We start from the raw sequence: 21,630 nt of genomic DNA, 5'->3' as shown, positions 1-21,630 counted from the left end.
ATCTTACTTATTTTAAAGCTGAATAATCACCAATACTTACATTTGTAAACTCACCATTAAATGTAGCGTGATTACCAATCATAGCATTATCTAATGTAGCGTTTTTAATTTCTGAATGCGTTTGGATTATACTATTTTTAACGTTACTGTTCTCAATTATTGTGCCTTTACCTATTGATGCGTAGGGACCAACTTTACTGTTTTTAAGGACCACCCCTTCATCGATAAAACATGGTTCAATTATTTCTGAATTTTCATTTGTAATTTTTTCTGAAATAAGTTGCTCATCACTCTTGGCAATAAAACCAAGCATTTTTTTATTGGTAGCGACGGTTACTTCTTTATTTCCGCAATCCATCCATTCATCAACAGTTCCGGTTTTAAAAATTTTCCCGTCGGCCATCATACGTTTTATACCGTCATTAATTTGATATTCACCTCCATGAATTATATTGTTGTCTAGCACGTATTGAAGCTCTTTTTTTAATACGCCAACATCTTTAAAATAATATATACCAATTACAGCTTGATCGCTCACAAATTTGGTGGGCTTTTCAACTAATTCTGTAATTTCTTCTTTATCGTTTAGATTTACGACACCATAAGCTTCTGGATTTTTTACTTTTTTGGTCCAAATTACGCTATCGGCTTCTTTGTCTAAGTTGAAATCTGCTTTGATCAACGTATCGGCATAAGCAATAACAGCAGGGCCTTCTAGCGACTCTTGAGCACACATAATGGCGTGGCCGGTACCTTTAGGCTCCAGTTGTCTATAAATAGTAGGTTTTGCGCCTAAGCTTTTGGCTAGTGCTTCTAAGCTTTCAACAATATCATCTCCAAAGAAAGCAGGATCACCCAAAATAAAAGCAATTTCATCAACTTTTTCGTCAAGAATGTGTGTGATTTCAGTGACTAACCTATGAACAATAGGCTTTCCAGCTACTGGAATTAATGGTTTTGGGATGGTTAATGTATGTGGGCGAAGGCGTGAACCACGTCCGGCCATAGGTACAATAATTTTCATAATTTTTAAAAATTTGTGGGGAGGTTTAGGTTTATTAGATTTTGTTTATTTAGTTCCGGTGCTGCCAAAGCCGCCGCTTCCACGAGATGTTTCTTCAAGTGTGTCAACTTCTTCCCAAACGGCACGCTCATGTTTTGCTATAACTAGTTGCGCAACACGCTCACCGTTTTCAATTGTAAAATCTTCATTTGAAAGATTTACAAGAATAACGCCAATTTCACCTCGATAGTCTGCATCAATAGTCCCTGGGCTGTTTAAAACTGTTATTCCTTTTTTGGCTGCCAATCCACTTCGTGGTCTCACTTGGGCTTCATAACCAACAGGAAGTTCAATAAACAATCCTGTTTTTACTATGGCGCGTTGTAATGGTTTTAATGTAGAGGGTTCTGAAACATTGGCTCTAAGATCCATTCCTGCAGAAGCTATAGTTTCATATGAAGGAATGGGGTGGCTCGATTTATTTATTATTTTAACTTTCATGGTTGCTTGTTTTTGCTGAAATAATTCAAAATTCAACTCCTAAAAACAGGAATGTTAAATTACAAAATACCCAACAAAAGTACTAAGCTGAACTTTAAAATGAATAAACTATTGTGTTTATTCAGAAAAGTATAACAATTCTTTGTTGTAAACTTACGTTTATACCCAGTCTTTTGGGTTTTGTAATCGAGTTACTAATTTTTCTTCTGCACTATTGGGTTCGGGTTGGTGGTCATAACGCCACTGAACGTGTGGAGGTAAGCTCATTAAAATACTCTCAATGCGACCATTTGTTTTTAACCCAAACAAGGTGCCTTTGTCATGTACCAAGTTAAACTCAACATAGCGACCACGGCGTATTTCTTGCCAGTCCCGTTGTTCTTGAGTGTATGACAGACCTTTTCTTCTTTCAACAATAGGAACATACGCTTCTAGAAAACTATCTCCTACTTCGGTTACAAAATTATACCAATCTTCCATCTTCATAGTTTCAGTTTTTTTTAGGTAATCAAAGAAAAGACCGCCAATTCCTCGCGCTTCTCCTCTGTGTGAATTGTAAAAATACTCATCACATCGTGCTTTATACTTTGCATAAAAATCTGTATGATGTTTATCACAGGCAGTTTTACAAACTTTATGAAAGTGTGTGGCATCTTCTTCAAACAAGTAATAAGGAGTAAGATCTTGCCCGCCACCAAACCATTGGTCTACAATGTTACCTTGTTGGTCATACATTTCAAAATAACGCCAATTTGCGTGAACAGTAGGAACAAAAGGGTTTTTGGGGTGTAACACCAAACTCAATCCGCAGGCAAAGAAATTTGCATCTTTTACACCAAAATAATTTTGCATGCTTTCTGGAAGTTCGCCGTGTACTTCACTAATATTTACACCACCTTTTTCAAAAACAGATCCGTTTTCAATTACACGTGTTTTACCACCGCCGCCACCTTCACGTTTCCAAAGATCTTCTTTAAATTGGGCTGTACCATCAATAGCTTCTAGCTTTGATGTAATGGTATTTTGTAAGGTTTTTATGTAGGTTACAAATTGATCTTTCATTTTAAATGTTTTTATGCTCTTTCAAAGCGCGTTCTTGTTGTAAAATTTTTACAGTTTCACTACTTGCGGCTGTTACAGAAAGTGGTAAAACTAAAATTATACCCAAAACAGGAATTAATAACATAGCCATAAATAGAATACCGTTACCTAAAGCCAAGCCTTTATTTCTACTAACAAACGAAATGCTTTCACGATATGTAAAATGACGTTCTAATGTATAATCCATGTTTCCAAATCCTGCATAATACGATTGTACCAAAAACAAAATAATTGAAGTTAGTATTGAAACAACCGGAATGAAACTAAGTAATAAAATAGGAATGGTGATAAGTAGTTCCATAAGCAAATTGCGGACGTTTATTCGTATTCCTCTAAGCAATTGAGTGGTGTTTGAATTGCTTTTGCTTGGTGTCTTTCCTGTAATGTGATATTCTATTTTTTCTGAAACCGGACTCATAAACGGTGCGCTCAAAGCCATTACAATATGCTTGTACAAAACCAGCCCAAGGACCACAATAGCTATAGCTCCTATCACATCGCTAATGGTTCTAAATGTAACCGAACCCCAATCCCAAGGCCAAATTTTTGCAATAAATGCGCCTATATTGTCACTCAATCCCCACGCTAGTAAACCTACAGAAGCAGCTGTTAATACACTTATTAAAATTGGGATACCAAAATAGCGCCACAACTTTAATTTTGAGATAAGTTGAAACGTATTAAAATATGCTTGTATGCCTTTTAATGTGTTTTTGAACATATTTCAGAAAACTATGATGGTTTCAGAATAAAGACTAAAGTGTCTTTAAAATCATCAATTTCGTCAGTTTTGGTTACTTTTTGAGCTTTTTCAGTCTTTTTTTGAATAAAATCAATCATTTCTTGTTCTGAATGTGTAATTACTTGAGAAAAAAATTGACGTCCTACTTCATTGTTGTGTAAATCCATTGCAGTTTCCAGCGGATTATTTGGCGCTAACTTTTCGTGAAGATCAGTAATCTTTTTTGCCCAGTCAATACTTTTTTGTGTATTCTGAAGTTTTTCAAAAGCAGCTCTAGCTATTAAAATATTCCATAATGCATGTCTAAATGCATTTGCCGGGCCATTTTTATGATGTTTTCTACCATACAACTCACTACTTATTTGCATTGTTTTTTTGGTAGCATTGAGTGTAGGAAAAATTAAAAAAGGTTGTTTTATAAACACACCAGACAAATGCCACAATTGCTTTAAGCTAAGTTGCCTGATGCGTTTTAAAACATTCATTTAATTAGCTTTATATTCTTTTACAGCTTCTATAAAAGCACCTGCATTTTCAATAGGGATATTAGGTAAAATACCGTGACCTAAATTAACGATGTATTTGTCTTTACCAAAAGCATCTATCATTTGAGTAACCATTTTTTTAATTTCGGAAGGAGGGCTGAACAGACGAGTAGGGTCAAAATTACCTTGCAAGGTTATGGCGCCTCCGGTTAACTTTCTAGCTGTTTGTGGATCACACGTCCAATCTACACCCAAGGCAGATGCACCACTTGTAGCCATAGTATCAAGTGCAAACCAGCAGCCTTTTCCAAAAGCTATTACAGGAGCGTCATCTTTAAGAGCATCAATTATTTGTTGAATATAGTTCCAACTAAATTCTTGATAATCTGTAGGTGATAACATGCCGCCCCAGCTGTCAAAAACTTGTACAGCATTAACACCGGCTTTTACTTTTTCTTTTAAATATGCGATTGTAGTATCTGTGATTCTTTGCAGCAAGGTGTGTGCAGCCTGTGGTTGTGTAAAACAAAACTGTTTTGCTTTATCAAAGTTTTTTGAACCCTGTCCTTGCACACAATAGCATAAAATTGTCCACGGGCTCCCTGCAAACCCTATTAACGGAATTTCATCATTCAATTTTTCTTTTGTCATTGTTATAGCATCCATAACATAACCAAGAGTATCTTGAATATCTGGCACAATAACACTATCTAAATCTTTTTCAGTTCGTATTGGGTTAGGAAGCCAAGGGCCTACGCCGGGTTTCATCTGCACATCGATATTCATAGCTTGCGGGATAACCAAAATATCACTGAAAAGAATAGCGGCATCCATACCGTATCTTCGTATAGGCTGCACAGTGATTTCACTAGCTAGCTCGGGAGTTTGGCATCTAGTAAAAAAGTCATATTTGGCTTTTATTTCCATAAATTCTGGAAGATAACGACCTGCTTGGCGCATCATCCATACAGGTGGCCGTTCAACGCTTTCCCCTTTAAGTGCTCGTAAAAATAAATCGTTTTTAATCATAGTTTTTTTAATGTTTTTGCAGCTTTTGCAATTACACTTTCAACCGAGGTTGAGTTTGAAATTACAATCTGTTGCGTGTGTTTTTTTGCTTCGGAAGCAGTTGTGGTGCCTATGCAAAAAGCAATTGAATCTTGTATGTTGTTTTCTGAAACAAAACTTGTTACCCCGCTTGGGCTAAAAAAAAGGACACCATCAAAAATACGATCAAACTTAATTGGGCTAAGTTCTGTTTTGTATGTTACTATTTCAGAAAAAGGAATTGCCGCTTTTTTTAATGCTTTTGGGATTGTATCCAAGCGTTTTGTGCCAGAAAAAAAGTAAAACGAATCATTTTTGTGGTTTTTTGTCAAATAAGTAGCCAATTCGGCTCCATATTGATATGTTTTTACCACATTTTGATTGTTTTTTTCTAAAAGTGCTTTTGTTTTTTCTCCAACACAATAACAATTTTCAATTTTAGGAATTACATTTTGAGTAGAAAAAAGTGCTTTTACAGCATTTTTGCTTGTAAAAATGGCGTTTTTTATCTGTTTTGGCGCTTCAAATGGTAAAAACGTAATAGAAATTGCATCATACTCTACAAATGTAAGCCCTGAGTTTAAAAGAAGCTCTTTTTGGGCAAGGGTAAGTTTTTTTGTAGAAAGAATGGATTTCATAACACATCTATTTTTCCATTTCAGATTTGATCGCTTGCATTAATTCTTTCCCGCCGTTGTTTAGCATTTCTTCAGCACATTTTATACCCAAAGTTTCATAGTCATCTATTGGACATTGCTTGGCAATCTCTAATTTGGTTTGACCATCTAGTGAAAATAAAGCACCTTTAAATTGAATAGTATTGTTTATACAAGTAGCCAAAGCACCAATAGGCGCTGTACAACCACCTTCTAATTTTTGAAGGAACTTGCGTTCAATATGCGTACAAATGTCTGCTTGAGGATTATTCAATTTTGAAGTCGCTTCTATTGTAAATGTATCTTTTTCTAAAGCGACAACCACCATAGCTCCTTGTGCAGGAGCAGGTATCATCCAGTCTAAGCTTTCATATGATTCTGGCAAAACTTGAATTCTTTTCAGTCCGGCTTTGGCAAAAATGGCGCCGTGCCAATTATTATCTTGTAATTTTTGCAGTCGCGTGTTTACATTTCCGCGTAAATCTACAACAGTATGGTTTGGATAGCGATTAAGCCATTGTGCTTTGCGGCGCAGACTTCCAGTAGCGATCGTGCAAGGATTTTTTGGGTTAAAAGCTTTTTTGGTCACTACGATATCTGTACTTGAAGCCCGCTCTAATACAGCTGTTTGAACAATACCTTTTGGTAAAGCGGTAGGGACGTCTTTCATGCTATGCACAGCAATATCTACCGTGCCGTTTAGCATTGCAACATCAAGTGTTTTGGTAAAAATACCAGTGATGCCCATTTCATATAAGGGTTTGTCTAAAACTAAATCTCCGGTAGATTTTACCGGAACCAACTCAGTTTTATACCCAAAATGTTCTAATTTTTTTTGTACTGTTTTGGCCTGCCATAGTGCTAATTCACTATCGCGAGTACCAATGCGGATGGTTTTATTCACGTTCCTGATTTTCTAGCTGAAACATTTTTTCAAGCATACTTAAATGTAGATCTGTTGATCCATTGGTTTGCTTGAGGTGGTTTACCACTTGTGTTGTGATTTTTTGAATGATACGGTCGCTTATAATTTCTGCTTGTTGCTCATTAAAACCATCGAGTTTTTTTCGATGGTAATCTATTTCACCATTTTTTATTTCAGAAAGTTTTGACTTTAAGGCTATGACTGTAGGGATAAAGTGGCGATTGTGTACCCAAGTGTTAAACTCAGACTTTACCTCGTCAATAATAGTTTTGGCTACAGGAATTTGCTCGGCACGTTGTTGCAACGTTTGGTTTGTTACAGAAGATAATTCGTCAAGATGTATTAAGGTAACCAAATCATTCTCTTTTACATCTTCTGAAACATTCTTAGGTATTGATAAATCTAATATCAATAACGGTTTCTTTAAGTATAATAGCTCTTTTGAAATGGTAGGTTGTTGTGCTCCTGTTGCCACGATTAAAACATCGGTTTGAGCCATTTCACTTTGAATATCTGCGTAGTCTTTTACGATCAAATTGAACTTCCCTGCAATTTTTTCGGCTTTGTCTTTTGTTCGGTTAATGAGCGTTATGTGCTCATTTTTTGTGTGTTTTATAAGGTTTTCACAGGTGTTTCTACCTATTTTTCCTGTTCCGAAGAGTAAAATATTTTTTTCTGAAACATAAGGAACGTGAGCCATTATATACTGTACGGCAGCAAAACTTACTGAAGTGGCTCCGGTAGAAATTTCAGTTTCATTTTTAATGCGTTTACTTGCTTGAATAACCGCATTGATTAACCGTTCCATATACGCATTTAACAATCCGGCTTTTTTGGATTGACGAAAACTGTTGCGTAATTGACTTATGATTTCAAAATCACCTAATATTTGACTGTCTAACCCTGTGCCTACGTTAAAAAGATGCGAAACCGCTGCTGTGTTTTTATGAATATAAGCTACTTTTTCAAAATCTTCAATCGATCCTTTTGTATTGTCGCAAAGAAGTTTGATTAATTGATACGGATTTTGGGCAAAGCCATACAACTCGGTCCTGTTACAAGTAGATAATACAGATAAAGATGCAATACCTTCTTGTTTTGCTTGCTGTAAAATTGTTTTTTGTATGGTTGTGTCTATACTAAAATACCCACGAGTTTCTGCATCGGCTTTTTTATAATTTAAGCCTATTGCATAAAAATTCTCTTGAGAAGTTGATAAATGGGAAGTATGGTTTCTTTTCATATTCAACAGCGCAAATGTAAGGGCAAAGAATAGTAAAAAATAACGCTTGCGGTATCATTTATATCGAACGGTGTTAATTTCTGCTAAAAATTGACATTTGTCATATAAATGCCCTAATTTCGTATCATTCAGACGTGAAAAACCGTTTGTAGTTTAGAATTATTCTAAATAAAAATAAAAAATTACACGATGTTATCAGAAAAAAATATCGCTGAAAGTCTATCTGTGGCTCAAACAAATTTTTATGATGAAACTCAAATTTCGAAAGGGTTTTTTATCTTAAAATTTAATAATGAAACAGATGATATACAGACATTTAAACGTGAAGTAGGTGCCAATTTTATTCAATTTCATTTTTGTATAAAAGGCTCTGCAAGCTTTATTTTTAACGAGGGAAATTATACGCTTCCGTTGCAAGAAGAGAATGCGTTATTATTATACAATCCTCAAAGAGATTTACCATTGCATATCACTGTTTCTAGAAATTCTTGGATTTTAACGGTGTTACTTCCTATAGAGAAGTTTCATAGTCTTTTTTCAGCAGAGGCAAACTTTATCACTTTTTTAAGTGACGAAAATAAAGACCGAAAGTATTATAAGGAGACACACATTTCTCCTTCTATGGCAGTTGTGCTTAACCAATTGATGAATTACAACCTTCATCCCTCTGTTAAACCTTTATATTTTAAAGGCAAGGCATATGAGCTGCTTAGTTTGTATTTTAATAGACCGGCAGACTTAGATATAGAACAGTGTCCTTTCTTAGCAGACGAAGATAATGTGGTGAAGATAAAAAGAGCAAAACAAATTGTTATTAATAATATGGCAGAACCTCCAACATTGCAAGAGCTTGCAGATGAAATAAACTTGCCAATAAATAAGCTCAAAGAAGGCTTTAAGCAAATTTATGGGGATTCAGTTTTTAGTTTTTTATTTGATTATAAAATGGAAGTGGCTCGTCAACTATTAGCTACCGGATCTCATAATGTTAATGAAGTAGGATTAAAAGTTGGGTATAGCGCTGCCAGTCATTTTATTTCGGCTTTTAAGAAAAAATATGGAACCACACCCAAAAAGTATTTAATGAGTCTTTCTACATAAGAAATAGAAATACTACCATAAATTTTATAGGGATTTGCTGTTTGACAGTTCATTTTAATACCAGTAATTTTGTAATAGAAAATTGAAATATGAAAAAAGGAGTACTCCTTGTTAATTTGGGATCACCAGACTCAACAGATCCTAAAGACGTAAAAAAATATTTGGATGAATTTTTAATGGATCCACGGGTTATTGATGTACCACGTTGGGCCAGAATTTTATTGGTGCGAGGTATCATTTTAAATACCAGGCCAAAAAAATCTGCTGAAGCCTATCAAAAAATTTGGTGGGATGAAGGTTCACCTTTAATTGTTATTTCAGAAAGGCTTCAGAAAAAAATTCAACAAAAAGTTACGGTTCCCGTAGCTCTAGCTATGCGATACGGAAGTATGACCTTAAAAAAAGGGCTTCAGCAATTGGTTGACCAAGATGTGGATGAGGTTTTGGTTATTCCGTTGTATCCACAATTTGCTATGGCCACGACCGAAACTATAAATGTAAAGGTTGAAGAGCTTCGTGAAGAGTTTTTTCCGCAGTTAAAAATTTCATCACTACCGGCATTTTATAACAAACCCGAATATATTGAAGTGCTTTCAAGAAGCATTTCAGAAAAACTAAAAGATGCAGATTATGATCATCTTTTATTTAGTTACCACGGTGTTCCTGAGCGTCACATAAGAAAAAGTGATATTACAAACTCTCACTGTAAAATTGACGGAACTTGCTGTATTACGCCATCAAAAGCACACAAGTTTTGTTACCGTCATCAATGTTATGAAACCACAAGGTTGGTTGCCGAAGCGTTAAATTTAAAAGAAAACAGTTATTCGGTTTCATTTCAGTCTAGACTAGGTTTTGATCCTTGGTTGCAGCCCTACACAGATAGAACTATTGAGCGTATGGGTAAATCAGGTATAAAAAAATTGGCTATAGTTACTCCTGCATTTGTAAGCGATTGTCTAGAAACACTAGAAGAAATTGCTATGGAAGGCGAAGAGATTTTTCACGAAACCGGCGGAAAAGAATTTACAACCGTACCGTGCTTAAATGACCGAGATGATTTTGCTGAACTTTTAGCGGGATGGATTGATGAATGGCGAATAGTTGATGTAGATAAAGCCATTGCCTAATTTGAAAAAGAGATAGAATGGCGTTTAAAAACCGCTCTGCCAGTCTGGGTGAAGAGCCCATAAGTAAATTACTGATAAAACAGTCTGTTCCTGCTTCGATAGGCATCTTGGTAATGTCTTTAAATATTTTGGTAGATACCATTTTTGTAGGAAACTGGATTGGCTCTATCGCAATTGCGGCAATTAATGTAGTGCTTCCGGTTTCGTTTTTTATTGCGGCTCTAGGAATGGCAATAGGTATAGGTGGTTCTTCTATCATTTCAAGAGCACTGGGCGCAAACGATAAAGAAAAAGCTTTAAAAACGTTTGGTAATCAAATCACAGTTACAATCTTGGTAACTGTAATTATGGTGATCATAGGGCTCACCTTTGCCAATGAGTTAATTCCTGCTTTTGGTGGAAAGGGTGATATTTTTGAACCCGCAAAAATCTATTATAAAATTGTTCTGTATGGTGTTCCCGTGTTGGCTCTTTCTATGATGGGAAACAATGTAATACGTGCTGAAGGTAAACCAAAAGTTGCAATGATTGCGATGATAATACCCTCAGTAGGAAATTTACTGCTCGATTACGTATTAATTAATTTGCTAGATATGGGAATGGCTGGAGCAGCTTGGGCTTCTACAGGTTCTTATGTGTTGTGTTTTCTTTATATTTTATGGTTCTTTTTAAGTGACCAATCTGAGTTACGTATTAGTTTATCACATTTTGGGTTAAATACAGCTATTTTGAAAGAAATGTCAGCACTAGGGTTTGTTACCTTGGCAAGACAGGCCGTTGTAAGTTTAACCTATTTATTGATGAATAATATTTTGTTCAACTTGGGTGGTGAGAGTTCGGTAACCATGTACGGAATTATAGGGCGTATGCTTATGTTTGCTTTATTTCCGGTTTTGGGAGTAACTCAAGGGTTTTTGCCTATTGCAGGTTATAATTATGGTGCCCATAAATACACGAGGGTACGAGAAAGTATTAATAAAGCAATAAAATATGCCGGGCTTCTTGCATTGGTAATTTTTGCGTTAATCATGACGTTTCCAGAAGCCATTGTATCTGTTTTTACTCAAGATGAGGTAATTTTATCTGAAACGCCTTCGGCCATGCGATGGGTTTTTGCTGCTATTCCTATTATAGCCATTCAATTAATAGGTTCGGCTTACTTTCAAGCTATTGGTAAAGCAACGCCAGCATTGCTGTTAACATTAACGAGACAGGGGTTTTTCTTTATTCCGTTGATATTAATTTTACCTGCTTATTTTGGCGAATTGGGTGTTTGGATTTCGTTCCCCATTGCCGACTTTTTATCAACTGTAGTTACCGGCTATTTCCTGAATCGAGAAGTTAGAAAAAGCTTGATTGAGTGATTTCATAAACCTTATTTGTACATTTGACCTATGGAATACAATTATATAAAAGCCTTGCATTTAATTTTTGTAATTACCTGGTTTGCAGGTTTGTTTTATATTGTTCGGCTTTTTGTGTATCAAATTGAAGCTTCAGAAAAACCATCTCCTGAAAAAGAAATTTTAGGAAACCAGCTTAACATAATGGCTAAACGATTGTGGACCATTATAACTTGGCCTTCAGCAATTTTAGCAATTGGGTTTGCTGTCTGGTTAATCTCATTACGACCTTTTTATTTAACAGACGCTTGGATGCAAGTTAAGCTAGGCTTTGTCTTTTTATTGATTGTATATCATTTAAAATGCCACCAAATTTATAAACAACTTCAAAACGGTATTGTGAAGCATTCTTCAAACTTCATGCGATTGTTTAATGAAGGAGCAACTATCATTCTATTTGCTGTAATCTTTTTGGTAATGTTGCGCCACGCTGTTAATTGGGTTTATGGTGTTTTGGGTATTATTGCCTTTTCGGTATTACTAATGTTAGGATACAAGTTCTACAAACGCATTCGCGAAAAATAGGATATAGTTCAATTATAAAAGTTGGTGCAATTATTGTTATCTTTCGTTAACAAATAGATTTCATGAATATTTTCAGGCATTCGCTTCGTAACCGTATTTTCTTTTCCATGTTATTATTGGTGGTAGGGGCGTCAATCCTTATTGCATTGGTCACCGTGTATCAATATAGAGAAGAAGCCAAAGATTATCATCGAGACCGGTTGGAGCGTAAAGAAACTGCGATAAGAGAAAATATTAATTATGTTTTAAAAGAAACAACTTATCCTGTTGAAACTGACAAAATCCCTTTAATTTTTAAAGATGAAATCTACGAAATCAAGGAAATTCATAACCTTGAAATTTACTTATATGACCTTGATGGCAACCTTTTAAAATCTTCAAAAGCATCCTTTTTAAAAGATACCTCAAATCAAAAAATGCCAAAGTATGCACTGCAAGCACTTCGCAATTCATCAAATAAGCATTACGTTAAAAACTTTACCGAAGACGGCCAAGAATATCAATCTTCCTATTCATTTATAACCGATAATTATTTTAAGCCCTTAGCAATTTTAAACCTACCGTATATAGAAGACGATGGCTTTATAAAAAAAGAACTAAAACAAAATTTAACCCGTTTGGGAATGGCCTATTTTCTCATGCTGTTAATAGCAATTGCCTTGGCCTATTTTCTTTCAAAATACATAACACGTTCCTTAAATACCATTAGTGAAAAGATTACAGAAACCCGTTTAAACAAACGCAACAAAAAAATATTAATAAACACAACCACCGATGAAATCTCAACGTTGGTAAATGCCTACAACGGGATGATCGATGAGCTAGAAAACAGTGCTGCACAACTAGCAACCAGTGAACGTGAGGCAGCTTGGCGCGAGATGGCAAAACAAGTAGCTCATGAGATTAAAAACCCATTAACACCAATGCGCCTAACAGTGCAAAGCTTTCAGCGTAAATTTGACCAGAACGATCCGGACATTAAAAATAGGCTTGATGAATACAGTAAAACGCTTATTCAACAAATAGACACAATGAGTTCTATTGCCGAAGCCTTTTCAAATTATGCAAAAATGCCGGCTCAACAAGATGAAACACTCAATGTAGTCAAAATAACAAAACTAGCACTCGATATTTTTAATGAAGATTATATAGAATTTTCTTCCGAAGAAGATGAAATTATTGCAAAATTTGACCGCACTCAGTTAATACGCGTAATTACCAATCTAGTTAAAAACGGAATTCAAGCCATTGAACAAGAAAAGCCAGAAAATCCTTTAATAAAGGTAACTGTATCTTCTGAAGAAAAATATGTTTCAATTCGTATTGCAGATAACGGTACAGGCATTTCTGAAACCAATAAAGCAAAAATATTTGAACCTAAATTTACGACAAAATCCAGCGGAATGGGTCTTGGTCTCGCTATGGTAAAAAACATTGTTGAAACCTACAACGGAACCATAGATTTAGACTCAGAAGAAGGAAAAGGAGCCACATTTACAGTTCGCTTTTTGAGACAATTATAGGCATTTTCGTATTTTTGTTACAACAAAAAACTGAAAACTAAGCTATGGAATTAAATAATGTACGTTACAGTCACGATAATGGTATTACGACTATAACCATAAACAGACCAAAAAAACTAAACGCTCTTAATCAAGAAACAATACAAGAACTACATCAAGCTTTCAAAAAAGCAGATGAAGACTTCAACACACGTGTAATTTTGGTTACAGGAAGTGGTGAGAAAGCATTTATTGCAGGAGCCGATATAAGTGAATTTGCAGATTACTCTGTTGTTCAAGGGGAACAACTAGCAGCAAAAGGCCACGCAAAATTATTTGACTTTGTCGCCCATCTAGCCACTCCCGTTATAGCAGTAATAAATGGATTTGCATTAGGTGGCGGTCTAGAATTGGCTATGGCAGCTCATTTTCGTATAGCAAGTGATAATGCCAAAATGGGATTACCAGAAGTGTCTCTAGGAGTTATTCCGGGTTATGGAGGTACACAACGCTTACCACAATTGGTAGGAAAAGGTAGAGCTATGGAATTAATTATGACAGCCGGAATGATTGATGCTGCTCAAGCCTTAGAATATGGATTGGTAAATCACGTAACTTCACAAGAAGAATTAATTGAATTGGCTGAAAAATTAGCCGGAAAAATTATGAAAAACTCTTCAGTGGCTATTTCTTCTGCAATAACAGCAGTTAATGCAGGTTTTGAAGCTGGTGAAAATGGTTTTGAAACTGAAATCACAGAATTTGGTAAATGTTTTGGTACAGCCGATTTTAAAGAAGGTACTAGTGCATTTTTAGATAAAAGAAAACCTAAATTTCCAGGACAATAGATTATGAGATATTTCAATAAACTAAAAATTGTAGTAGTACTTTGCTTGGTAAGCTTTACACTACCTGCTCAAGAGCAAGCCAAACCTTTTTTTGAAAATGGAGAAGCTCAAATAGTACCTGCTTTTAATAATCCTAGTGAATGGATTAGAGAAGATTTATGGGTAGAAACAAGTTTTGATACAGACGGTGATAACAAACCCGATAGAATGCATGTAGATGTAACAAGACCCAAACAAACTGAAACCGATGGATTAAAACTTCCGGTTGTTTATGAGACAAGTCCTTACTACGCTGGTGTAGCACCAAATGTGGAAGGTGCCTTTCACGATGTGTATCACGAACTAGGCGGAGCTCCTGAAAAAGGAATTGTTCATCCTAGTGTAACCCGAAGAGGAAAAAGACCAATCATTTCAAATTCGCAAGTGAATACTTGGGTGCCGAGAGGCTATATTGTAGTACATTCGTCTTCACCAGGTACAGGTCTTTCACAAGGATCTCCTACCGTTGGAGGTACAAACGAAACCTTAGCACCAAAAGCTGTAATTGATTGGTTAAATGGACGCGCTAAAGGATACAAAACTCCAGAAGGAAATGAGGAAGTAAAAGCATACTGGAGTACAGGAAAAGTAGGTATGACCGGAACCTCATACAACGGAACTCTACCTCTTGCTGCTGCCACTACAGGAGTTGATGGTCTTGAGGCAATTATACCAGTAGCACCAAATACCTCCTATTATCATTATTATCGATCAAACGGATTGGTACGTTCACCCGGAGGCTACTTAGGAGAAGATGTAGACGTACTTTATGACTTTATTCATAGCGGTGATGAGTCAAAACGCGCCTATGCAGATTCTGTATATCGTGATACCGAAATTAAAAACGGTATTGATAGAAAAACAGGTGATTATAATGATTTTTGGGCAGGAAGAGATTATTTAAACCAAATGAAGCCAATGAAAGCGGCATTGTTTATGTCTCATGGGTTTAATGACTGGAACGTAATGCCAGAGCATAGCTATAGAATTTATAAAGCTGCTGAAGAAAAAGGACTTCCTGTAAAAATATACTATCATCAAAAAGGACACGGAGGACCGCCACCTATTTCTATGATGAATAAGTGGTTTACAAAATATCTCTTCGGAATAGATAATGGAATAGAAAAAGGGCCAAAAGCGTGGATTGTTCGTGAAGACGATCCTAATAGTAAACCAACTTCTTACGCAAATTACCCAAATCCTGATGCCAAAGATGTAACGCTTTATTTGAAAAAAGACGGTCTTAAAAAAGGAACTTTAACTTCTCAAAAAGTAAAAAATCAAGGAACACAAACCTTTATTGATAATCACAAAATTTCGGGAGATTCTTTAGCTCAATTAGCAAATTCAAGTAATAGACTTTTATTTGTAACTCCAACGTTAAAAGAAGATCTTCATCTTTCAGGATTATCAACTGTAAAAGTTAATTTGGCTAGTAGTAAGCCTGCGGCCAATCTTTCTGTATGGATGGTTTCTTTACCTTGGAATAGATCTAGCGATGCAAAAATAACAGATAATATAATAACACGTGGTTGGGCAGATCCACAAAACCACAAATCGCTTACAGAAAGCAAACCCCTTAAACCCGGTAAGTTTTATGAAGTAACATTTGACCTTAATCCAGATGATCAAATAATTCCGGCTGGGCAACAAATAGGATTAATGATTTTTTCAAGTGATAATAAATTCACTTTATTACCAGAACCAGGAACCGAACTAACCATCGACCTTGATAAAACAAGTATTGACATACCGGTAGTAGGTGGGAAAAAAGCATTTGAAAAAGCTACAAAATAGGAATTAATCCAAATAACTAGGAAAAATTCCAAATTAATAACTAACTTTGAAGTAATTATTTGCTTCAAAGTTTTTTTTATGTCCCATTCCCAAAAACATATCAAAGGTCGCGGTGCGCAAAAGCAAGTTCATAACCGGTTTTTTGATTTGAGCCACGAACTTCGGGATGACTTTTTAAATTACTGCGAAGCTGAAGGCGAAGCAGCAGATAGCAATACAACTAAGTATATTGATGTTTTTCCCAAAACCTTTGTAAATAAAGTTGACAGTCCAGATGTAGGAATGGGTTTTTCTGCAAACCCTTATCAAGGCTGCGAACATGGATGCGTATACTGTTACGCTCGCAATAGTCACGAATATTGGGGGTATGGTGCCGGTCTCGATTTTGAAAGAACAATATTAGTAAAAAAAAATGCATCCCAACTTTTAGAGAAAAAAATAACAGGCAAGTCTTGGGAGCCCAACCCAATTGTCTTTAGCGGAAATACAGACTGCTATCAGCCAATAGAACGTAAACTACAGATTACTAGAAGTTGCTTAGAAGTGATGCTGAAGTGGAAACACCCAACCGGAATTATCACCAAAAACGCTTTACTTTTACGCGACTTAGATATTTTGAAAGAGATGGCAAAACTGAATATCATCTCAGTAAACATTTCAATAACATCCCTTTCAGAAAAAACTCGTCGATTACTAGAGCCCAGAACGGCGAGTATCAAACAACGGTTAAAAGCAGTTAAAGTACTTTCAGAAAATGGAATTCCTGTTAGAGTGATGATGGCTCCAATTATTCCATCATTAAATAGTCACGAGATTCTTCCTTTAGTGAAAAAAGTTTCAGAATTGGGTGCTAAAGATGTATCCTACACAATCGTAAGGTTGAACGGTCAAATAGCCACTATTTTTGAAGATTGGGCCAGAAAAACCATTCCGCATCGAGCTGATAGAATTCTCAATCAAATAGCCGAATGTCACGGTGGCACATTAAACGATAGCCAATGGGGTAGACGCATGCGTGGGGAAGGGACGATAGCCCAACAAGTTAAAAACACCATGTTAATTGCAAAAAACAAGTATTTAAAAAATGTTGAAATGCCACCTTTAGATACGAAACATTATTTAGACCTAAAAAATCCTCAAATGCGGTTATTTTAATTAGTAACTTTGAAGCGTTGTATGTAAGGCTTTTACTCTACTAATTTTCTTATGGCTTTTATTAAAAAACACCTTTTTTTTAGCTTCATTTTATTTTGTTCCTTGCTTTTTGCGCAAGAGCAGACAGATTATTCACAGTTACCTTTTGATGATATTAGAGATTCTATCAATACACATATTTATTCTAATCTGCCTAAAGCTGTCAAAGCATCAAACGCGTATATTAATAAAGCCAAAAAAGAGAAAGATAAGCGAAAAGAATGGCTGGGTATAGAAGCACTTGGCAACAGTTATCTTAACCATAGAGAGTTAGATAATTCTCAAGAACAGTTTGAAAAAGCTTTACAGTTTGCTGAAGAAAACGAATTTGACGAGTTTATAATCCGATCATATATTCTAGGAGCACAAATTCAATTAGGGGCACCAAACGCTTCAAAAGCATTGGCGTATTTAAATAAAGCACTTGCTCATGCTGAAAAAACAAATAACGACTACTGGAAGGAAAATGTATTAATGTTTATCTCCAGTATTTTGCAAATGTCTGGAGAGGCTGAAAAGGCTATTGAAATAAAAAAAAGCTCAATCAAGCACTACAAAAACAAGCCTTTAGACTCTACTTTTACTGAAGAAAGGAAAAATGACATGCTTTTATATAGTTATTCTGTTTTGTCAAATGCCTATCTAAAAGTTGATCAAGTAGATTCTGCAAAGCAGTATGTTGCTTTAATGGATAACTTAATTTCTGAAAAAGATAGTTGTAAACTGCGAACGCTCTTAAACGCAAGGGCAGAGATTTATTTTTATGAAAAGAAGTATGTCTCTGCTAAGGAAAATTTCAGAAAAGCATCTCAGTTATGCAATATTGATATGCCTCTAATGGATTTGCAAATTACCTATGACTTAGGAAAAGTTGCTCACGGACAAGGTAATTTTCAAGAAGCAATAAATCTATTTCAAAGAGGTTTAGACAATTATGAAGTTACCCCTGCCGAAGAGGGCTATATGGACGATTATTACAAGCTTTTAGCAGATTCATATAAAGAGACAGGCGATTTTGAACGTGCTAACTATTATTTTGAGAAATATATAACCTCAACTTCAGAGTTTAATAAAATAAAAAATGATATAAAAGAATCTACTAGAGCTCAGGAGATTAAGGAGTTTAGAAATGAACTAGAATCATTAGAGTCTGAAAAAAATAAAAAAGAAACTTATTTAAACTATCTGTTTTTAGGAGCTTCAGTTATCATTTTAATATTGCTGTTTTTCTTGCTTCGGTTTTACAAAACCAAAAAAGAAAATGAAGCTAAATTTGAAACCTTACTTGCTAAAATTAATATAGCTGAAAAGCCTGAGGACATCATTGATACTAAAGACGAAGACCTGGACGAAAAAAATACAACTGATGTGCCCGAAGAAACCAAACAACAAATACTCGACGGATTAAAAAAACTTGAAAATCAAGAATATTTTCTAAAACAAGATTGCAACTCATACAATGTTGCCAAAAAGATTAACACCAATACATCATATCTTTCTAAAGTGATTAATTCACACTTCGGAAAAAACTTCAACACATACATTAATGACCTTCGTATTAATTACACCATTGTTCGTTTAAAAAATGATGTTATTTTTAGGTCGTATTCTATTCAAGCCATTGCTGAAGAAGTAGGGTATAAATCGGCAGATTCATTTACCAAATACTTTAAAAGAGACACGGGCTTAAACCCTTCTTTCTACATCAAAGAATTAAAAAATATTACTTAAAAACACTGTTTGAACCCTAAATTTATAAAAATAGGGTTGGTGTGTTTTTACTCCATAAAATTTGATAAAACCAGTTCAATTCCTTTATAAAACAAGGTTTAAGCGCTTTTATAGCTACCCTATTTTTCTAAAACTGGGCAACCCTCCTTTTTAATATTGTATAAAGCACCGCATATTTGTTTTGTCAATAAGCACAACCTAAAAGCGAATTTTTAAATACAATTATGAAAAGCAAAACTAACATTCGAATAAAAGCAATAAAATTCGCTATTGGAATTGTGACAGGAATTTTAATTTATTTAATCGTAAAACTAATCTTTTAAAAATAGATATTATGACAACACTAGTAAAGTTCTCAATTGGGCTAGTTATGCTTCTTCTAGGAGTTTCAACAACCGCTCAAAAATTAAACGGATCCTACAGCGGCACCTTAGATGTGCAAGGTATGCAAATGGAACTGATAGTTAACATTACACCTAATGAAGATGGATATGATGCAACACTAGATGTTCCTGCTCAAGGAGCATCGGGAATCGAACTCGATTCGGTAGTTTTGCAGGACGAAACCGTGACAATTAAATCTGCCAAACTGCAAATGACCTATATTGGAACTTTGACTGAAAATGGCATAAAAGGAACATACAAACAAATGGGACAAGAATATCCGCTAACGTTTAATAAAACTGTAAAAACAAAGCCGGGAAACACAGCATTACCCTCAACTGATGCTGAGTTAGACAAACTCGCAGCAAAAGAAACAGGTGATTATAAATACTCTGTAGAAGATTATTTTACAACTCCAGAAGCCTCTTCGTTTAAGCTTTCTCCTAACGGAAAATACATCGCATACATGAAGCGTAGAAAATCTGGGGAGCGTGACTTGTATTTAAAAGAAACCGAAACACAGAAAGAAACGCTTTTGAAAAAGCAAGAAGAAGATTTAATTCGTGGGTTTTCTTGGGCAAATAACGACCGTATTTTATACCTCCAAGATAAAGGCGGTGATGAAAATTATCACGTGTATGGTGTAGATGTTACAGGTGAAAACAATAAAGAGCTAACACCTTTTGAAGGTGTAAGGGTCAATATTATCGAAAGTTTAAAAGAAGACGAAGACCATGTGATTGTGCAGATGAATAAAGACAACCTGCAACAAGAAGAGCCATACCGACTCAACATTAACACTGGAGAAGTAACAAAACTGTACACTGTGCAAGCAGGTGACCCACCAGTTGCAGGGTATAACTTTGATCGCAAAGGAAATTTACGAGCAATTAATCGCATTGTAGATGGTGTAAAAACCGAATTGTTATACAAGATTGATGGAGAATTTAAGCAAGTTAAACTTACTGAATTTGGTGATACGTTTGGTATTTCTACTTTTAATCCGAATACCGAAAACCCAGATATTGCTTATGTAATCTCTAATCTTGATGGTGATAAGATAGAAATTCAACTGTACGATTTAAAGAAAGACAAAAAAATTAAAACAGTTTTCAGTAACGATACATTTGATGTATCTGGCATGTCACTTTCCAGAAAACGTAATTATGAAATAGATTACTTCAGCTACACGGGTGAAAAAGCTGTAATTAAGCCTGTAAGTGATACCTATAAAAAAGTCTACACACGGTTACAAAAAGAGTTTGGTGACAAGCAGTTTTTTACCGTTGGAAGAACGGATGATGAGTCTAAATATATGGTAGCCGTTACTAGTGATAAAATAGTTGGTGAATATTATTTATATGACGTAAAAAAAGACAACGTAACCTTATTGTACAAATTACTGCCACAGCTAAAAGCTGAAGACATGGCTAGTATGAAGCCTATTACTTTTAAGAGTCGTGATGGTCTTACTATTCATGGGTACATTACACTGCCTAATAACTATAAAAAAGGACAAAGAGTACCGTTAATTGTAAATCCTCACGGAGGTCCACAAGGTATTCGTGACAATTGGGGTTTTAATCCTGAAGCACAGTTATTTGCAAGTCGCGGCTATGCAACGTTACATGTAAACTTTAGAGTATCTGGCGGGTACGGAAAAGAATTTTTAAAAGCAGGTTTTGGACAAATAGGTCGTAAAGCAATGGATGATGTAGAAGATGGTGTTGATTACGTGATTGAACAGGGTTATGTAGATAAAGATCGAGTAGCAATTTATGGTGGAAGCCATGGAGGTTATGCTGTATTACGCGGTATGACAAAAACGCCAGACAAATATGCTTGTGGTGTAGACTATGTAGGGGTAAGTAATTTAAATACCTTTATGAATGCCATTCCTCCATACTGGGAAAAATACAGAGAGTTGTTGTATAAAATCTGGTACAACCCTAATATTCCGGAAGAAAAAGCTATAATGGACGAAATTTCACCTGCATTGCATGTAGAAAAAATTAAAAAACCATTATTTGTGGTGCAAGGGGCAAACGATCCGCGTGTAAATATTGATGAAGCAGACCAAATTGTGGAAAGTCTTAGAGAAAAAGGCGTAGAAGTTCCTTATATGGTAAAATATGATGAGGGCCACGGATTTGGTAAAGAAGAAAATAGATTGGATCTTTATAAAGCAATGATGGGCTTTTTTGCAGAGCATCTTAAAGTTGAAAAAACAACTCCTGTAAAAGGATAAACAATTAACCTTTAATGATATATTA

The 21,630-nt window shown here is 35.3% G+C and carries 19 protein-coding genes; 10 read left to right on the top strand and 9 right to left on the bottom strand.

Features of this window, described 5'->3' with window-relative positions; translation table 11 throughout:
- Nucleotides 1-7: 7 nt before the first annotated feature.
- The 9 genes from INR76_RS03630 to hemA all read right to left on the bottom strand — a co-directional run bounded on the left by INR76_RS03630 (nucleotide 8) and on the right by hemA (nucleotide 7,703).
- Nucleotides 8-1,024, bottom strand: a complete 1,017-nt coding sequence (locus INR76_RS03630) for a sugar phosphate nucleotidyltransferase (RefSeq protein WP_223109303.1) — start codon at nucleotides 1,022-1,024, stop codon at nucleotides 8-10.
- 45 nt (nucleotides 1,025-1,069) lie between these two features.
- On the bottom strand, nucleotides 1,070-1,504 hold the full coding sequence (gene dut, locus INR76_RS03625) for a dUTP diphosphatase (RefSeq protein ID WP_223109302.1): 435 nt from the start codon (nucleotides 1,502-1,504) through the stop codon (nucleotides 1,070-1,072).
- A 159-nt stretch (nucleotides 1,505-1,663) separates the two neighbouring features.
- Nucleotides 1,664-2,566 (bottom strand): oxygen-dependent coproporphyrinogen oxidase, encoded by a 903-nt coding sequence (hemF, locus tag INR76_RS03620; RefSeq protein WP_223109301.1) that lies wholly within the window; start codon nucleotides 2,564-2,566, stop codon nucleotides 1,664-1,666.
- Between the two features lies 1 nt (nucleotide 2,567).
- Nucleotides 2,568-3,326 carry an EI24 domain-containing protein gene (locus INR76_RS03615; protein WP_223109300.1) on the bottom strand — a complete coding sequence of 253 codons (759 nt, stop codon included), beginning with the start codon at nucleotides 3,324-3,326 and terminating at the stop codon, nucleotides 2,568-2,570.
- Between the two features lie 11 nt (nucleotides 3,327-3,337).
- Entirely contained in the window at nucleotides 3,338-3,832 is a 495-nt protein-coding gene (locus tag INR76_RS03610; RefSeq protein WP_223109299.1) for a hypothetical protein, read from the bottom strand.
- The gene (gene hemE / locus INR76_RS03605; RefSeq protein ID WP_223109298.1) at nucleotides 3,833-4,861 is read right to left on the bottom strand and encodes a uroporphyrinogen decarboxylase; all 1,029 of its coding nucleotides are present in this window, start codon (nucleotides 4,859-4,861) and stop codon (nucleotides 3,833-3,835) included.
- Nucleotides 4,858-5,517, bottom strand: a complete 660-nt coding sequence (locus INR76_RS03600; protein ID WP_223109297.1) for a uroporphyrinogen-III synthase — start codon at nucleotides 5,515-5,517, stop codon at nucleotides 4,858-4,860. The genes hemE and INR76_RS03600 overlap by 4 nt, the downstream gene beginning before the upstream one ends.
- Before the next feature lie 7 nt (nucleotides 5,518-5,524).
- On the bottom strand, nucleotides 5,525-6,439 hold the full coding sequence (gene hemC / locus INR76_RS03595; RefSeq protein WP_223109296.1) for a hydroxymethylbilane synthase: 915 nt from the start codon (nucleotides 6,437-6,439) through the stop codon (nucleotides 5,525-5,527).
- A complete protein-coding gene (gene hemA, locus INR76_RS03590; RefSeq protein ID WP_223109295.1) occupies nucleotides 6,432-7,703 on the bottom strand; it encodes a glutamyl-tRNA reductase in 1,272 nt (423 codons plus the stop codon). The genes hemC and hemA overlap by 8 nt, the downstream gene beginning before the upstream one ends.
- A gap of 189 nt (nucleotides 7,704-7,892) precedes the next feature.
- Between hemA and INR76_RS03585 the strand changes: the two genes are divergently transcribed.
- From INR76_RS03585 to INR76_RS03540, 10 genes are all read left to right on the top strand, one after another.
- Nucleotides 7,893-8,804 carry an AraC family transcriptional regulator gene (locus INR76_RS03585; RefSeq protein WP_223109294.1) on the top strand — a complete coding sequence of 304 codons (912 nt, stop codon included), beginning with the start codon at nucleotides 7,893-7,895 and terminating at the stop codon, nucleotides 8,802-8,804.
- A gap of 89 nt (nucleotides 8,805-8,893) precedes the next feature.
- Nucleotides 8,894-9,934 (top strand): ferrochelatase, encoded by a 1,041-nt coding sequence (gene hemH, locus INR76_RS03580; protein WP_223109293.1) that lies wholly within the window; start codon nucleotides 8,894-8,896, stop codon nucleotides 9,932-9,934.
- Between the two features lie 17 nt (nucleotides 9,935-9,951).
- Nucleotides 9,952-11,298, top strand: a complete 1,347-nt coding sequence (locus tag INR76_RS03575) for an MATE family efflux transporter (RefSeq protein WP_223109292.1) — start codon at nucleotides 9,952-9,954, stop codon at nucleotides 11,296-11,298.
- Between the two features lie 30 nt (nucleotides 11,299-11,328).
- A complete protein-coding gene (locus tag INR76_RS03570) occupies nucleotides 11,329-11,862 on the top strand; it encodes a CopD family protein (RefSeq protein WP_223109291.1) in 534 nt (177 codons plus the stop codon).
- Between the two features lie 62 nt (nucleotides 11,863-11,924).
- Entirely contained in the window at nucleotides 11,925-13,385 is a 1,461-nt protein-coding gene (locus INR76_RS03565; RefSeq protein ID WP_223109290.1) for an ATP-binding protein, read from the top strand.
- A 44-nt stretch (nucleotides 13,386-13,429) separates the two neighbouring features.
- Complete coding sequence (locus INR76_RS03560; RefSeq protein WP_223109289.1) at nucleotides 13,430-14,212, top strand: enoyl-CoA hydratase/isomerase family protein; 783 nt, start codon at nucleotides 13,430-13,432, stop codon at nucleotides 14,210-14,212.
- A gap of 3 nt (nucleotides 14,213-14,215) precedes the next feature.
- Nucleotides 14,216-16,048 carry a Xaa-Pro dipeptidyl-peptidase gene (locus tag INR76_RS03555; RefSeq protein ID WP_223109288.1) on the top strand — a complete coding sequence of 611 codons (1,833 nt, stop codon included), beginning with the start codon at nucleotides 14,216-14,218 and terminating at the stop codon, nucleotides 16,046-16,048.
- A 78-nt stretch (nucleotides 16,049-16,126) separates the two neighbouring features.
- A complete protein-coding gene (locus INR76_RS03550; RefSeq protein WP_223109287.1) occupies nucleotides 16,127-17,203 on the top strand; it encodes a PA0069 family radical SAM protein in 1,077 nt (358 codons plus the stop codon).
- A gap of 51 nt (nucleotides 17,204-17,254) precedes the next feature.
- Entirely contained in the window at nucleotides 17,255-18,973 is a 1,719-nt protein-coding gene (locus INR76_RS03545) for a tetratricopeptide repeat protein (RefSeq protein ID WP_223109286.1), read from the top strand.
- A gap of 334 nt (nucleotides 18,974-19,307) precedes the next feature.
- On the top strand, nucleotides 19,308-21,605 hold the full coding sequence (locus tag INR76_RS03540; protein WP_223109285.1) for a S9 family peptidase: 2,298 nt from the start codon (nucleotides 19,308-19,310) through the stop codon (nucleotides 21,603-21,605).
- Nucleotides 21,606-21,630 lie beyond the last annotated feature (25 nt).

The sequence above is a fragment of the Marixanthomonas sp. SCSIO 43207 genome (assembly GCF_019904255.1).
Classification (GTDB): domain Bacteria; phylum Bacteroidota; class Bacteroidia; order Flavobacteriales; family Flavobacteriaceae; genus Marixanthomonas.
This window is presented reverse-complemented; position numbering and strand designations above follow the sequence as displayed.

What these genes read in the sequence shown, in the direction of transcription:
- hemF (WP_223109301.1), bottom strand. Translation starts at nt 2,566, where the DNA reads ATGAAAGATCAATTTGTAACCTACATAAAAACCTTACAAAATACCATT.
- hemE (WP_223109298.1), bottom strand. Translation starts at nt 4,861, where the DNA reads ATGATTAAAAACGATTTATTTTTACGAGCACTTAAAGGGGAAAGCGTT.
- INR76_RS03585 (WP_223109294.1), top strand. Translation starts at nt 7,893, where the DNA reads ATGTTATCAGAAAAAAATATCGCTGAAAGTCTATCTGTGGCTCAAACA.
- INR76_RS03545 (WP_223109286.1), top strand. Translation starts at nt 17,255, where the DNA reads ATGGCTTTTATTAAAAAACACCTTTTTTTTAGCTTCATTTTATTTTGT.
- INR76_RS03630 (WP_223109303.1), bottom strand. Translation starts at nt 1,024, where the DNA reads ATGAAAATTATTGTACCTATGGCCGGACGTGGTTCACGCCTTCGCCCA.
- hemA (WP_223109295.1), bottom strand. Translation starts at nt 7,703, where the DNA reads ATGAAAAGAAACCATACTTCCCATTTATCAACTTCTCAAGAGAATTTT.
- INR76_RS03555 (WP_223109288.1), top strand. Translation starts at nt 14,216, where the DNA reads ATGAGATATTTCAATAAACTAAAAATTGTAGTAGTACTTTGCTTGGTA.
- INR76_RS03550 (WP_223109287.1), top strand. Translation starts at nt 16,127, where the DNA reads ATGTCCCATTCCCAAAAACATATCAAAGGTCGCGGTGCGCAAAAGCAA.
- INR76_RS03565 (WP_223109290.1), top strand. Translation starts at nt 11,925, where the DNA reads ATGAATATTTTCAGGCATTCGCTTCGTAACCGTATTTTCTTTTCCATG.
- INR76_RS03600 (WP_223109297.1), bottom strand. Translation starts at nt 5,517, where the DNA reads ATGAAATCCATTCTTTCTACAAAAAAACTTACCCTTGCCCAAAAAGAG.
- INR76_RS03575 (WP_223109292.1), top strand. Translation starts at nt 9,952, where the DNA reads ATGGCGTTTAAAAACCGCTCTGCCAGTCTGGGTGAAGAGCCCATAAGT.
- dut (WP_223109302.1), bottom strand. Translation starts at nt 1,504, where the DNA reads ATGAAAGTTAAAATAATAAATAAATCGAGCCACCCCATTCCTTCATAT.
- INR76_RS03540 (WP_223109285.1), top strand. Translation starts at nt 19,308, where the DNA reads ATGACAACACTAGTAAAGTTCTCAATTGGGCTAGTTATGCTTCTTCTA.
- INR76_RS03560 (WP_223109289.1), top strand. Translation starts at nt 13,430, where the DNA reads ATGGAATTAAATAATGTACGTTACAGTCACGATAATGGTATTACGACT.
- INR76_RS03570 (WP_223109291.1), top strand. Translation starts at nt 11,329, where the DNA reads ATGGAATACAATTATATAAAAGCCTTGCATTTAATTTTTGTAATTACC.
- INR76_RS03610 (WP_223109299.1), bottom strand. Translation starts at nt 3,832, where the DNA reads ATGAATGTTTTAAAACGCATCAGGCAACTTAGCTTAAAGCAATTGTGG.
- INR76_RS03615 (WP_223109300.1), bottom strand. Translation starts at nt 3,326, where the DNA reads ATGTTCAAAAACACATTAAAAGGCATACAAGCATATTTTAATACGTTT.
- hemH (WP_223109293.1), top strand. Translation starts at nt 8,894, where the DNA reads ATGAAAAAAGGAGTACTCCTTGTTAATTTGGGATCACCAGACTCAACA.